Annotated in this window: 11 protein-coding genes and 1 tRNA gene; 3 read left to right on the forward strand and 9 right to left on the reverse strand. The window is 69.3% G+C overall.

The genetic code is table 11. From position 1 onward, the window contains the following. Positions 1–1,193, reverse strand: a 1,193-nt coding sequence (locus CCR97_RS02715; protein WP_244670232.1) for a methyl-accepting chemotaxis protein, incomplete at its 3' end; no start/stop codon positions are given. Between the two features lie 323 nt (positions 1,194–1,516). After that, positions 1,517–2,356: a class I SAM-dependent methyltransferase gene (locus tag CCR97_RS02720; RefSeq protein WP_201159284.1), complete on the reverse strand. Its 840-nt coding sequence runs from the start codon at positions 2,354–2,356 to the stop codon at positions 1,517–1,519. A gap of 301 nt (positions 2,357–2,657) precedes the next feature. Here CCR97_RS02720 and CCR97_RS02725 point away from each other — a divergent pair. Further along, positions 2,658–2,733, forward strand: a tRNA-Arg gene (locus tag CCR97_RS02725). 375 nt (positions 2,734–3,108) lie between these two features. Here the strand turns inward: CCR97_RS02725 and CCR97_RS02730 are convergent. From CCR97_RS02730 to CCR97_RS02755, 6 genes are all read right to left on the reverse strand, one after another. Then, complete coding sequence (locus CCR97_RS02730) at positions 3,109–4,371, reverse strand: ATP-dependent 6-phosphofructokinase (RefSeq protein ID WP_111356684.1); 1,263 nt, start codon at positions 4,369–4,371, stop codon at positions 3,109–3,111. Then, complete coding sequence (locus CCR97_RS02735) at positions 4,368–6,878, reverse strand: glycogen/starch/alpha-glucan phosphorylase (protein ID WP_111356683.1); 2,511 nt, start codon at positions 6,876–6,878, stop codon at positions 4,368–4,370. The genes CCR97_RS02730 and CCR97_RS02735 overlap by 4 nt, the downstream gene beginning before the upstream one ends. A gap of 247 nt (positions 6,879–7,125) precedes the next feature. Beyond that, positions 7,126–7,434, reverse strand: coding sequence for a hypothetical protein (locus CCR97_RS02740; RefSeq protein ID WP_111356682.1), 309 nt, complete (start codon positions 7,432–7,434; stop codon positions 7,126–7,128). A 377-nt stretch (positions 7,435–7,811) separates the two neighbouring features. Continuing rightward, a complete protein-coding gene (locus CCR97_RS02745; RefSeq protein ID WP_111356681.1) occupies positions 7,812–9,512 on the reverse strand; it encodes an IlvD/Edd family dehydratase in 1,701 nt (566 codons plus the stop codon). A gap of 123 nt (positions 9,513–9,635) precedes the next feature. Beyond that, complete coding sequence (locus tag CCR97_RS02750; protein ID WP_111356680.1) at positions 9,636–10,619, reverse strand: Bug family tripartite tricarboxylate transporter substrate binding protein; 984 nt, start codon at positions 10,617–10,619, stop codon at positions 9,636–9,638. Between the two features lie 98 nt (positions 10,620–10,717). Continuing rightward, the gene (locus tag CCR97_RS02755; protein ID WP_244670234.1) at positions 10,718–11,440 is read right to left on the reverse strand and encodes a GntR family transcriptional regulator; all 723 of its coding nucleotides are present in this window, start codon (positions 11,438–11,440) and stop codon (positions 10,718–10,720) included. A 205-nt stretch (positions 11,441–11,645) separates the two neighbouring features. On the opposite strand from CCR97_RS02755, the gene CCR97_RS02760 reads away from it, so the two are divergent. After that, the gene (locus CCR97_RS02760) at positions 11,646–11,801 is read left to right on the forward strand and encodes a hypothetical protein (RefSeq protein ID WP_170145776.1); all 156 of its coding nucleotides are present in this window, start codon (positions 11,646–11,648) and stop codon (positions 11,799–11,801) included. An 18-nt stretch (positions 11,802–11,819) separates the two neighbouring features. Here the strand turns inward: CCR97_RS02760 and CCR97_RS02765 are convergent, their stop codons facing one another. Further along, positions 11,820–12,017: a hypothetical protein gene (locus CCR97_RS02765; RefSeq protein ID WP_111356679.1), complete on the reverse strand. Its 198-nt coding sequence runs from the start codon at positions 12,015–12,017 to the stop codon at positions 11,820–11,822. A 162-nt stretch (positions 12,018–12,179) separates the two neighbouring features. Between CCR97_RS02765 and CCR97_RS02770 the strand changes: the two genes are divergently transcribed. Continuing rightward, positions 12,180–13,109 carry an alpha/beta fold hydrolase gene (locus tag CCR97_RS02770; protein WP_111356678.1) on the forward strand — a complete coding sequence of 310 codons (930 nt, stop codon included), beginning with the start codon at positions 12,180–12,182 and terminating at the stop codon, positions 13,107–13,109. Positions 13,110–13,128: the final 19 nt, after the last annotated feature.

Below are 13,128 nucleotides of genomic sequence, written 5' to 3' on the forward strand. Positions count from 1 at the left end.
AGATTGGTCTGCTCGGCGATGTCGGTGATCAGCTTGACCACGTCGCCGATGCGGTTCGCCGCGACCGACAGCTCGCCGACCCGCGCATCGGTCTTCGCGGCCTGGCTCACCGCCGCGTCGGCGATGCGGCTCGAGGTCTGCACCTGGCGCGAGATCTCGCCGATCGACGAGGTCATCTCGTTGGTCGCCGCCGCGACGGCCTGGACGTTGGTCGAGGCCTCCTCGGAAGCGGCGCTGACCGTCGCCGACATCTGCTGGGTCGTGTCGGCCGTGCGGGTGAGCGTCGTCGCCGTCGCCTCCAGCTCGGTCGCCGCCGACGAGACCATGGCGATGATTCCACCGACCGCCTGCTCGAACTGATCGGCGAGCCGCACCATGTCGGCCTTGCGGCCCGCGGCTGCGCGGCCCTCGGCCTCCTTCTGCTCGGCTTCGAGGCGCCGGCGCTCGACGGCGTTGCTCTTGAACACCGCCACGGCCTCGGCCATGTCGCCGATCTCGTCGCGACGGCCGACGCCGGGGACCTCGATGTCGAGCCGGCCGGTCGCCAGCTCCTTCGTGGCGGCGGTCATCCGGTGCAGCGGCGCCGTGATCCGGCGCGCCATGAACACCGAGACGGCGAGCGTGATCAGCAGCACGACGGCGGCGGCGATCAGCGACCGCTGCGTCGCGGCCCAGGTCTGGGCAGCGAGGTCGTCGACGAACACGCCCGTGCTGATCACCCAGTCCCACGGCTTGAAGCCGGCCACGTAGGAGAGCTTCGGATAGGCCGTGTCGCTACCCGGCTTGGTCCAGGCATAGTCGACGAAGCCGCTGCCGGTCTTGCGCGCGACGTCCGTGATGGCGACGGTCAGCAACTTGCCGTAGGCGTCCTTCAATCCGGACAGATCCTTACCGACGATCTGCGGCGAGGTCGGGTGCATCAGCATCTTGTTGCTGGTGTCGAGCACGATGAAGTAGTCGCCGGCAGCGCCGTAGCGCAGCGCGGCGAGACGGGCGAGCGCGCGCTTCTGCGCCTCGGCGACCGGCACGGATCCCTTCTCGGCGGCGGCGTGCTCGTCCTTGACGATGCCGACCGCCAGCTCGGTGAGATGCTGCAGCTCGAGCTTCTTCTGCTCCTGAAGACTCCCGGCGAGCTCGCGCGAGTCGAGCAATGCGACACCGAGCAGACCCAGAAAGGCTAACCCGATGAGCATGTATATCTTCTGCCCGATGCTCAGCCGGAGGCCTGCCTTAACGGGTTCGGTGCGCGCGTTCATTTCCAGTCCTGCCGGTTCGACGTTCATCGAGAGATCGTTCGACCAAATGTATTAAAAATTGCTGGCCCTCCGTATCTCGGTGGATCGCATTGGTATTTTCACATATAGATAATTATACTGTCCGGGAGGTGGAGTCCCCGCGGCGTGACCGCTTCCCTACCCGCGCCGCCGACGCGGATCGCGGCCACCAGCATGCGGCGGTGCGGCCACTGACGCCCGTGAGGAAACGCGATCGAGGGCGCATCTGATGGAGGGAACGGCTAGATCCCGTTCAAGATCTCGCGCAGACGGTCGACGCGCTTGCGCAGGCTGGGCAGCGCCAGCCGGAACGAACGGGCCGACCGGACGCCGCTCGCCACATTGCGCGCGATTGCCATGCCTTCCCGAATACGTTCCAACTTTTGCCGGGCATAGGTGACCTCGGCCGCCGCCGCAGAGGTGTCACCCGCTCCGCATAGGCGCTCAATCCTATCGAGCATGGAACCGAGTTGCTCGGTCATTCGGTCCGCTTCGCCGACGTTGAGCACCGCCCCGATCCGGTCCAATGCAGCAACTGCGGTCGCGATATCAAATGGCCTTTTCAGGCCGACAAAATAAAGGTCGCAAGATACTCGATTGGTAAAAAATCGATACCCCGAGAACCACTCTTCGAGTGGCAGGGAGGCAAAGTCTTCGGCGACAAGGTTTCGATAGTAGTCCCAACCGACAGCCACGGTGCCCGGCGACATGGTCGGATAGCTGCGTGTCGTGCCATGCTCCGGACGTCCGGTCGACGCGCATGTCATCAGCACGAGACCGCCCGGGCGGGTATGGCGCACCATGTTCTTCAGCGTCTCGAGGAATTGTGGATTGTGCTCGAAACACTCGACCGAGATGGCGACATCGAACAGACGATCGAATTCGACCACCGCGCCGTTTCCGACGACATCGACGCCCGGTCCGGGAGCCAGATCGACGCCGATATAGTCGCGTGCCTGAAAGTGCTGACGCGCCGATCCGCCGAGGTCGGCCGAGCCGATCTCCAGGACGGCACCACCGTCGAAAAACTCCGGAAACACGGACCGTACCGTCTCGATACAGTAGTGCACTTCAGCGTGCATTTTTGCCGCCCTCCCAGCCAACATCCTAGCTTCGAGGTGGTCGTCGCAGCAACAATCCAGAAACACAATGCCGACCGTCGAGCGAACTCGTGACGGGGCCGAACGTCGGAAGACGCTTCGGAGCAATATCGACGTGCGGGTGGACCGATGCCCCTGGGGGCGCGAGCCGGCGCGATCGAGCCGACCCGCTCGATCGGCAGAATGGTCCGCGCCCGGGCATCGGGCTGGCGCCCCCCGGCCCGGATCGGCTATAGGACAGCCGGCCCGCACGGCGGACCTTCCGGTCTTCGCCGAGGCATTCGGCCCCGTAGCTCAGTGGATAGAGCAGCAGCCTTCTAAGCTGAAGGTCCCTGGTTCGAATCCAGGCGGGGTCGCCACGCGGACACAGCAAGGGTTCACACAGGTTGCGGAAGTTGTCGACGGCAGATGACCGGGTGGAGGCGCCGGCCACCGCAAGCCTCGCGCTCGTTCCGACTCGGCGCGCCGCCTTCGCCCGGGCTCGCTGTTTCGCTTTGCTGGCGCGGAGAATGTCTCGTCGCGGACGCCGCGCGGCGGAGTCGTGACCCAGGGCTGCACGACGAGCGATCAGGCGAGGGGATCACCGTGCTACTTGTCCGACCGCCCGTCATGAGGCCCCTGGACCCCGGCTCTGCGGCGCACCAGGCCTACGGCCTGCCGCGCCTTGGTCGGGGCACGAGGCCGACAGCCGGGAGATTCGCCTTATCTTTCGGGAAGTGCCGGAGCATGGGACGTCACCCGAAGCGGTCGGGCTGCTGGTTGGCGGCCAGCACCGAGTGCCAGAACAGGCCGTCCGTATCGAGCTGCTTGGCGCCGGACGCGATCAGCGACGTCGGCACGTGGATGAAGGTGCCGTGCAGCTGGCCGACCACCATGCCGGTCTTGCCCGCCATGGCGGCGTGCACGGCCTGGCGGGCGAACATGTCGCACAGCACCGCGTCCTCGCAGTTCGCCGGCCGGCTGCGGATCTGGTAGCCGGGGTCGAAGTAGCGCAGCGTCAGCGGCAGCTTGGCGGCCGCGAAAGCCTCGCCGATCGCCTTGGCGAGGAACGGGCCGATGTCCTTCAGCTTGACGTTGCCGGAGGCGTCGGTGGCCTTCGGCTCGGTCGGGAACAGGTCCTGCCCGGCGCCCTCGGCCACCACCACGACGGCGTGGCCGCGCTCCCGCACCCGCTCGATCACGGCGGCCAGGAATCCGTGCTCGCCGTCGAGCCGGAACGGCACCTCGGGCACCAGGGTGAAGTTGACGTCCTGGCTGGCGATGGTGGCGCCGGCGGCGATGAAGCCGGCGTGCCGCCCCATCACCTTGACGACGGCGACGCCGTTCTCGACGCTGCGCGCCTCGTTGTGGGCGGCGTCGATGACGTGGCGCGCCTCCTCCAGCGCGGTGAGATAGCCGAAGGTGCGGTCGACATAGAGGACGTCGTTGTCGATCGTCTTCGGCACGCCGACGACGGCGAGCGCGTGGCCGCGCGCCTTGCACGCCTCGTAGAGCGCGAAGGCGCCGCGCTGCGTCCCGTCGCCGCCGATGCAGAACAGCATGTCGATCTTGCGCCGGATCAGGTTGTCGACCGCGGCGGCGACGTCGACCGGCCCGCGCGACGTGCCCAGGATGGTGCCGCCCTGCTGGTGGATGTCGTCGACGCTCGCGTGGTGCAGCACCACCGGCTCGTGATGGTTGCGCGGGTCGAGACCGCCGTAGCCCATGCGGAAGCCGATGACCTCGCGAACCTCGTAGCCGCCGTGCAGCTCGCGCACCAGCGAGCGGATCACGTTGTTGAGGCCGGGGCACAGCCCGCCGCAGGTGATGATGCCGGCGCGCACCCGCGGCGGATCGAAGAACAGCATCTCGCGCGGGCCGGCGAGCTCGAACAGCGCCCCCGGATCGTCGTCGCGGCCGGGCCCGCGGATGATGTTGGCCGGAACCCGCTCCTCCTCGGAGACGAAGCCCGAGCGCGGCGAGCGGAACCGGCAGGGACCGAGCGTCGTGACGGTCACGGCGCGCCCTCCGTCGGAGCGCCGAGCGGCCCGACATGCCAGACCCGCTCGCAATAGTCGCGGATCGAGCGGTCGGACGAGAACTTGCCCATGCGGGCGACGTTGAGGATCGACATGCGGCTCCACGCCTCCGGGTCGCGCCAGAGCGCGGCGACCCGCTCCTGGCAGGCCACGTAGCTCTGGTAATCGGCCAGCACCATGAAAGGATCGTGCCACAGAAGGCCGTCGACGAGCGAGCGGAACAGCGTCGTGTCGCCGCCGGCGAGCGCGCCCGACGCGATCAGGTCGATGACGGCGCGCAGCTCCTCGTTCTGCTCGTAGATCGCGCGCGGCCAGTAGCCGCTCGCCTTGACGCTGCGCACCTCGTCGGCGGTGAGGCCGAACAGGAAGAAGTTCTCGGCCCCGACCTCCTCGCGGATCTCGATGTTGGCGCCGTCGAGCGTGCCGATGGTCAGCGCGCCGTTGAGCGCGAACTTCATGTTGCCGGTGCCGCTCGCCTCCTGCCCCGCGGTCGAGATCTGCTCGGAGAGGTCGGCGGCCGGATAGATGGCTTGGCCGTTCTTGACGCTGAAATTGGGGAAGAACACCACCTTCAGCCGGCCGCGCACGTCCGGATCGTCGTTGACGAGGTCGCCGGTCGCGCCGACGAGCTTGATGATCAGCTTGGCGGCGTGATAGCCGGGCGCCGCCTTGCCGCCGAACACGAAGGTGCGCGGCACGATGTCGAGATCGGGGTTCAGCTTCAGGCGCCGGTACAGCGTGAGGATGTGCAGCACGTTGAGGTGCTGGCGCTTGTACTCGTGGATGCGCTTGACCTGGATGTCGAACAGCGAATCCGGATCGACCGAGATGCCGGTGCGGTCCTTGATCACGGCGGCGAGCTGGCGCTTGTTGGCGTGCTTCGTGTCGCGCCAGCGCGCCCGGAAGCCGGGATCGTCGGCATGGGTCTCCAGCCGGCGCAGCGCGTCGAGATGGATCGGCCAGTCGTCGCCGATCGTCTCGCTGACCAGCTTCGACTGGCCCGGATTGGCGACGACGACGAAGCGGCGCGGCGTGACGCCGTTGGTGATGTTGCAGAACCGCTCCGGGAACATCGCCACCCAGTCGGACAGCACCTGGCTCTTGAGGAGCTCGGTGTGGAGGGCGGCGACGCCGTTGATGGCGTGGCTGCCGACGCAGGCGAGATTGGCCATGCGCAGCGACCGCCGGCCCTGCTCCTCGATCAGCGACATGCGGCGCACCCGGTCTTCGTCGCCCGGATAGACCCGGCGGATGCCGTCGCACAGCCGACGGTTGATCTCGAAGACGATCTCCAGATGGCGCGGCAGCAGCGCCCCGAACAGGTCGATCGGCCAGGTCTCCAGCGCCTCCGGCAGCAGCGTGTGGTTGGTGTAGCCGAAGGTCTTCTGGGTCACCTCCCAGGCGTCGTCCCATTCGAGGCCGTGGTCGTCGAGGAGGAGCCGCATCAGCTCCGGCACCGCGACGGTCGGGTGGGTGTCGTTGAGCTGGGCGGCCCAGCGCTTGTGGAAGGTCGACGGCGTGCCGCCGAAGCGCAGATGGGCGCGCAGCATGTCCTCGATCGCGCAGGCCACGAAGAAGTACTGCTGCTTGAGGCGCAGCGCCTTGCCCTGCGGCGAGGCGTCGTTGGGATAGAGGACCTTGGAGATCGTCTCCGACGTCACCTGGTCCTCGACGGCGCGCGCGTAGTCGCCGATGTTGAAGGCCTCGAAGTCGAAGGTCTGCACCGCCTCGGCGCGCCACAGGCGCAGCAGGTTGCAGGTCTTCACCCGGTAGCCGAGGATCGGCGTGTCGTGCGGCACGCCCTTGACGACCTCGGCCGGGATCCAGCGCACCCGATGGCGGCCGTCCTCGTCCGTGTAGGCCTCGGTATAGCCGCCGTACCGCACCGCGACGGCGCGCTCCGGCCGGGCGACCTCCCACGGATAGCCGAGATGCAGCCACTTGTCGGTGAGCTCCACCTGCCAGCCGTCGCGGATCTGCTGGTTGAAGATGCCGAACTCGTAGCGGATGCCGTAGCCGATCGCCGGAATCTCGAGCGTCGCGAGGGAATCGAGGTAGCAGGCGGCGAGCCGGCCGAGGCCGCCGTTGCCGAGCCCCGGCTCGACCTCGTGCTCGATCAGGTCCTCGAGCCGGATGTCCATTCGCCACAGCGCCTCGCGCATGGCGTCGTGGATGCCGAGATTGACCAGGTTGGCGGCGAGCTGCGGCCCCATCAGGAACTCGGCCGAGAGATAGGCGACCGTGCGTCCATCGGGCCGGTGGAGGAGCGCATCGAGCGACTGGATGCCGCGCTGGAACAGCCGGTCGCGCACCGCATAGGCGGTGGCGAGATAGAAGTCGTTGCGCGAGGCGGTCGCCGGGTGGCGGCCCTGGAAGTAGTAGAGATAATCGCAGACGGCCTGCATGAGGCTCGCCGGATCGAGCCCGGTGCGCACGTCGCGCCCCGGCTCGGACGTGGCTTCGGTGGCGGCTACGGACGGAAACATCGAACCCAAGCTCCAGTGGTCGGATCCACGGACCCGGCGGCCGCGCATCCGTCGCGATCGAGCCGGCGGGCCGACTCTTCCTTCCTATACCATGGACTCCATGTCACCCGGTCGGCTTCCACTCTGCCGCGAACCGAGGGCTACTACGAGCTTGCGGTCGAACCCGGAAGCTGATCCGGGACCGGCGACCGACCCCGACCACCACCGCCTCTGGCGCGACAATGGCCCAGGACGGCCAGGCCTTGGCTCATTCGCCGGGCCAGCGGACCACGACCGCGTAGAAGCGCTGGTCCCAGCCCTCCGGCCACGCGTGCCCGGCGACGACGAAGTCGCCCGCATAGGTCGCCAGCGTCAGAAGGCCCGTCGGGGTCGACGGCATCACCTCGAGCAGGGCCCAGGCGGCGGCCTCGGATTTCGCCCGCAGAAGGTCCATGTGGGCCCGGGCCTCCGGGTCGCCCGGCGCCCCGTACTCCTCGGCCGCGGCCTGGAGCCAGGCTGCATGTGCCGTGCGGTGGGTCTCGATGGCGGCCAGGATCGGATCGTCGTGAGCGGACATGCGGGCTCGCCGGGACAGCGGGGACCGACGGCCGTGCACGGACCACGGACGGCTCGGCAAAATGGGTAATGTCTTGGACCCGAGAAGGTTCTGTCGAGAAACCCTGAAAACAGGAATGCTCGGCCGAAGAAAGGTACTGCCGACTCGACGGCGCGGGGCACGACCGACAGAAGAAATGACGAGCGACTGCACGGAGGGGACCCGCCCGCCCGGCACCCCTCCACGTCGTCTCCGTACCCTGGCGAGGCGTGCCGGGGGCACCGTAGCACCGGCCATCCGACGCTTTGTATACGTATAGTTATCTAGCCAGAACTGGTGCGTTTACGGACTCCGAAACCTTTAGGCTAGACCATCGAAACCCGCTTCCAATACCTTCGTCAGGGTTGCCGGCGCATGAAGTCGAAGTCGCAGCCCTCGTCGGCCTGCAGCACCGAGGTCCAGTACAGCCGCGCGTAGCCGCGGGCCGCCCATGCCGGTTCCGCGGGCGCCCCGAGCGCGGCGCGGCGCCGGTCCAGCTCGGCGTCGTCGACCAGCATGTCGATGCGGCGTGCCGCGACGTCGAGCCGGATCATGTCGCCGGTCTGGACGAGGGCGAGCGGGCCGCCGTCGGCCGACTCCGGGGTGATGTGGAGAACGATGGTGCCGAACGCCGTGCCGCTCATCCGGGCGTCGGAGATGCGGACCATGTCCTTGACGCCCTGCCGGCCGAGCTTCCGCGGGATCGGCAGATAGCCGGCCTCGGGCATGCCGGGCGCCCCCTTCGGGCCGGTGTTGCGCAGCACCAGCACGTCGTCGGCCCGCACGTCGAGATCGGGATCGTCGATACGGGCCGCCATGTCGGCCGTCGATTCGAACACCACGGCGCGGCCGGTGTGCTGCAGGAGCGACGGCGTCGCCGCCGAATGCTTGATGACGGCGCCGCGCGGCGCCAGGTTCCCGTGCAGCACCGCCACCGCGCCGACCGGCTTGATCGGGTTCGCGGCCGAGCGGATCACGGTCTGACCCGGCACCTCTTCGGCCTGAGCGACGACGTCGCGCAGCGTGCCGCCGGCGACGGTCGGCGCATCGAGATCGATCAGCGAGCCGAGCTGCTGCAGGAGCTTCGGCATGCCGCCGGCGTGGTGGAAGTGCTCCATGTAGTGGTCGCCGGACGGCTTGAGATCGACCAGCACCGGGACCTCGCGGCCGATCGCGTCGAACGAGTCGAGGTCGATCCGGTGCGGCGTGCGGTTGGCGATCGCGGTGAGGTGCACGATGCCGTTGGTCGAGCCGCCGATCGCCTGCAGCACCACCTGGGCGTTGCGGAACGCCGCGGGGGTGAGGATCTCGCTCGGCCGCGGTCCGCCGGTGCGCGCCATCTCGGCGGCGCGCCTTCCGCTCGCCTCGGCGATGCGGACGCGCTCGGCATGCGGGGCCGGCACGGTGGCGCTCATCGGCAGCGACAGGCCGAGCGCCTCGGTCATGCAGGCGATGGTGGAGGCCGTGCCCATCACCATGCAGGTGCCGACCGACGGCGCGAGCCGCCCCTCGACCTCGCCGATCTCCTGCTCGTCGATGTCGCCGGCGCGGTGCGCGCTCCACAGCCGCCGGCAGTCCGTGCAGGCGCCCAAGACCTCGCCCTTGTGATGGCCGACCACCATGGGCCCGACCGGGACCACCACGGTCGGCAGATCGACGCTCGCCGCCGCCATGATCTGGGCCGGCAGCGTCTTGTCGCAGCCGCCGATGACGATGACGGCGTCCATGGGCTGCGCCCGGATCATCTCCTCGGTGTCCATCGCCATCAGGTTGCGCAGGAACATCGAGGTCGGATGGGCGAAGCTCTCGTGGATCGAGATGGTCGGGAACACCATTGGCATCGCGCCGGCCAGCATGACGCCGCGCTTGGCCGCCTCGACGAGCGCCGGCATGCTGCCGTGGCAGGGATTGTAGTCGCTGCCCGTGTTGGTGATGCCGACGATCGGCCGGTCGAGCGCGTCGTCCGAGTAGCCCATCGCCTTAATGAAGGCCTTGCGCAGGAACAGCGAGAAGCCGGCGTCGCCGTAGCTGGTGAGACCCTTGCGCAGGCCCTTCGTCATGGTCGTTTCTCCGTTGCGGCCCGCGGCGGGCCGGGCTGTCTGCTTTTGTCTGTTCGATCGGGGGTGCGGCCGCCCGGACGGGCGGCACGCGCGGTCGACGGTGGTCGGGCTCGAGAGGCCGGATCAGAACGGCTGCAGCCCGGCCTTGGCGACGATGTCGCGATAGCGCTTTCTCTCCTCGGTCGCAAACGACGAGAAGGCGTCCGGCGTGATGGGCGAGGCGACGGCGCCGATCTCCTTCAGCCGCGCCGCCATCTCGGGCGTGCCGAAGAACGTCTTGATGTCGGCGGCGATCTGCTCGACCACGGCGCGCGGCGTGCCGGCCGGCGCGAACAGCCCGTGCCAGGACGGCGCGTCGAATCCGGGCAGCGTCTCGGCGATGGTCGGCAGATCCGGCGCGGTCGGGCTGCGCTCCGTGCTGGTGACGGCGAGCGCCCGCACCGTGCCGGACTGCGCCAGCGGCCAAGCGAACGTGATGTTGTCGAAGGCGAGGTCGACATGGCCACCGGACAGCGCCGCGGCGACGTCGTTCGAGCTCTTGTAGGGCACGTGGACGAGCTTGATGCCGGCCATCATCTGGAACAGCTCGGCCGGCAGATGCGTGGCGCTGCCGACGCCCGACGAGCCGTAGACCAGCGGCTCGGGCCGCGACTTGGCGTAGGCGATCAGCTCCGGCACGGTCTTGACCGGCAGCTTGGGCGTGACGGTGAGCAGGTTCGGCACCTTGGCGAACAGGCTGATCGCGGCGAAGTCCTTCTCGGCGTCGTAGCGGGGGTCCTTGTAGACGAAGGGCGCGATCGCCTGCGTGCTCGCGGTGCCGACCAGGAGCGTGTAGCCGTCCGGCTTGGCGCGCGCCACCCAGGCGGCGCCGAGCGTCCCGCCGGCGCCCGCCTTGTTCTCGATCACGAAGGGCGTCTTGTACTTGTCCTGCATGGCCTGGACGAACAGCCGCCCGAACATGTCGGTGGTGCCGCCCGCCGCGAACGGCACGACGATCGTGACGGTACGGGTCGGCCACGCCTCCTGAGCCGAGGCCGGCAGTGTCGTGGTCATCGTCGCGCTGGCGGCGAGCAAGAGCCCTGCCGCGAGTGCCAAAGTGGTTCGCATGGTGTCTCTCCCGTGAAGCTTCGTTGTTTGGTTCTTTGGCCGTCGGTCTTGAATCGTCGATCTTGATCGTCGTTCTGCTGGCGCGGCGCGCCGTCGTCTCATCGGTCGGGCCGGTCCTCCGTGACGATCGCCAGCGGCACCGGCGTGCCGGCCGCGACGCGTGCCAGATAGTCGGACTTGCTCGCCTGCAGATGAGCGACGCAGAGCTGGGCGAGCGCCCAGGAGTCACGGCCGCCCAGGAGCTCGATCATCATGTCGTGCTGGCGCACCGAGACGTCGCGTCCGGCGCGGTCGCCGAGATTCTTGGCCCGCATCGGCAAAGTGAGATTCATGTAGTCCTGCAGGGTGCGCACCAGATACGGGTTGCCGCAGGCCGAGAAGAGCGCGAGGTGGAACGCGTCGTTCTCCTCGTGGACGCCGCGCAGATCGCCCGCCTCGATCGCGGCGCGGTAGCGGACCTGGATCGCGGCGAGGCCGTCGATCAACGCGGCCGGCGCCGGCAGCGCGATCATCAGTGCCGCCTGGCGGGTGAGCAACTCGCGCACCTCGTAGATCTTCACCACCTCCTCGGCCGCATAGGACCGCACCGTCGCACCGACGTTCTTCTCGCGGCGGACGAGACCGGCCTGCTCGAGCTGGGCGAGCGCCTGGCGGACGCAGTGGCGGCTGACGCCGTGGCGCGCCATCAGCCGGTCCTCGACCAGCCGGGCGCCGGGGGCGAGCCGGCCGAAGATGACGTCTTCCTCGATGCGGCGGACGACCTCGCGCAACGCGCGGTCGCGCAGCGTCGAGGGGGACGAGGTGGCGGACGACTGGGTCAAGGCGGGAGCCCGGTGCGGCTGCGGAACCGGCCGCGAGCCTTCACCCGGCGAGGCAGATTGTCAATAATCGGAGGATCGAGGGTTCAATTTTCCCCAACAAGCCCCATATCTCGGCCGTGATCGTCGACGATGGTCAGGAACAGCCGCTTGTGATCCGGACCGGCCTCGTCGTCGTAGAGAGGTCGACAAGCAACAGGAGAGCGCGATGAGCGTGGTGGGTGCGGACATGATGACGGCGACCGGGCTGATCGCGGTGCTCGGCCTGATGATCGCCGCCGGCCTGCGGGCGCTCGCCTCGGCCAACGAGCCGCGGCTCGTGCCGGTGCCGGTGCGCAGCCGGCGCCGCCGCCCACAGCGCTGACGTCGCCCCACACACGGCTCAGCCGGTCGGCGCCTCGGTGGCGTCGCCGGCATTTTCCTCGTCGCTCGGCAGCGTGCCGCTGCCGGGCGTCTTGCCGGGATCGGTGAGCTCGGGCGCGGCGTGCGGACCGGCCGTCGGAAGCGCGTCGTCCTGCCCCGCACCGTCTGCACGGTCCGCTCTCTCTGGTTTCGGCTGCGTCTCGCGTTCGGTCGCCATATCGCACCAAGCCGCCGTGGCGATCCGGGTTCCCGGTGGCGCTTGGGCGAGCGCGATCGCCGACCGTCACGGTTCCGACACAGGAACTCCCGGCCCTCCGCTCCGCTTTGTACCACGACGGCACTCGCCGTCGATCAGGAGCAGCGCGCCGCGGACTTCGGAATGACCTCCCCTCGCCACCTCACCGTCGACCTGCCGAACGGCGCCGCGCATGTGCTCGAAGCCGGCGCCGGCCCTCCCGTCGTGCTCCTGCACGGGCTCAGCAGCCTCGCCCAGGAGATCATGGCGCCGCTGCTCGATCTGTCCGCCGGCCACCGGCTGCTCGCGATCGACCGCCCCGGCTACGGCGGCTCGGCGCCGCAGCCGGCCGACCGCATGGCGCCCGACCGCCAGGCGGAGTGGCTCGCCGCCGTGCTCGACGCGCTCGCGGTCGAGCGGCCCGTCATCGTCGCCCACTCGTTCGCGTCGTCGATCGCCCTGTGCCACGCGATGGCGCGGCCGGACCGCATCGCCGGCCTGGTTCTGCTCGGCCCGTTCTGCCGGCCGACGCCGCCGGCGGCCCGGCCGCTGTTGCGGGTGGCGTCGAAACCCATGCTCGGCTGGCCGGTGCGCTGGGCGCTGCCCCAGGTGGCGCCGTTCCTCGCCGCCCGTTCGCTGGCCGCGACCTTCGCGCCCGATCCGGTGCCCGACCACGTGCTCGGGCTGCCCTTCGCGGTCGCCGTGCAGCCCTGCGCCGTCATGGCGATGGCGGCGGAGCTGAACGGCTTCAACGCGGCCATGGAGGCGGCGGCGGAACGCCTGCACGAGATCGCCTGCCCGACCGTCGTGATCGCCGGCGACTGCGACCGCATCGCGCCGTTCGACCACCACGGTCCCTGGCTGACCGACCGGCTGGCACACTGCACGACGGTGCGGGTCGAGGGGCGCGGCCACATGGTCCACCACGTCCGGCCGACTGCCGTCGTCCACGCGGTCGAGCGGGTCGAGCGGGCGGACCGCCGCCTGATCGACCTGCGGCCGCTGCGCCGGGGTCTCGCCACCTGGACGCGGGCGCTGCGCCGGCGCCCGGCCGAGCGCCGTCCGGCCGCGTGAGCGTCACCGCGCCGGCGGG

Origin of the sequence: Rhodoplanes elegans, assembly GCF_016653355.1 — a bacterium.
Taxonomy (GTDB): Bacteria; Pseudomonadota; Alphaproteobacteria; order Rhizobiales; family Xanthobacteraceae; genus Rhodoplanes; species Rhodoplanes elegans.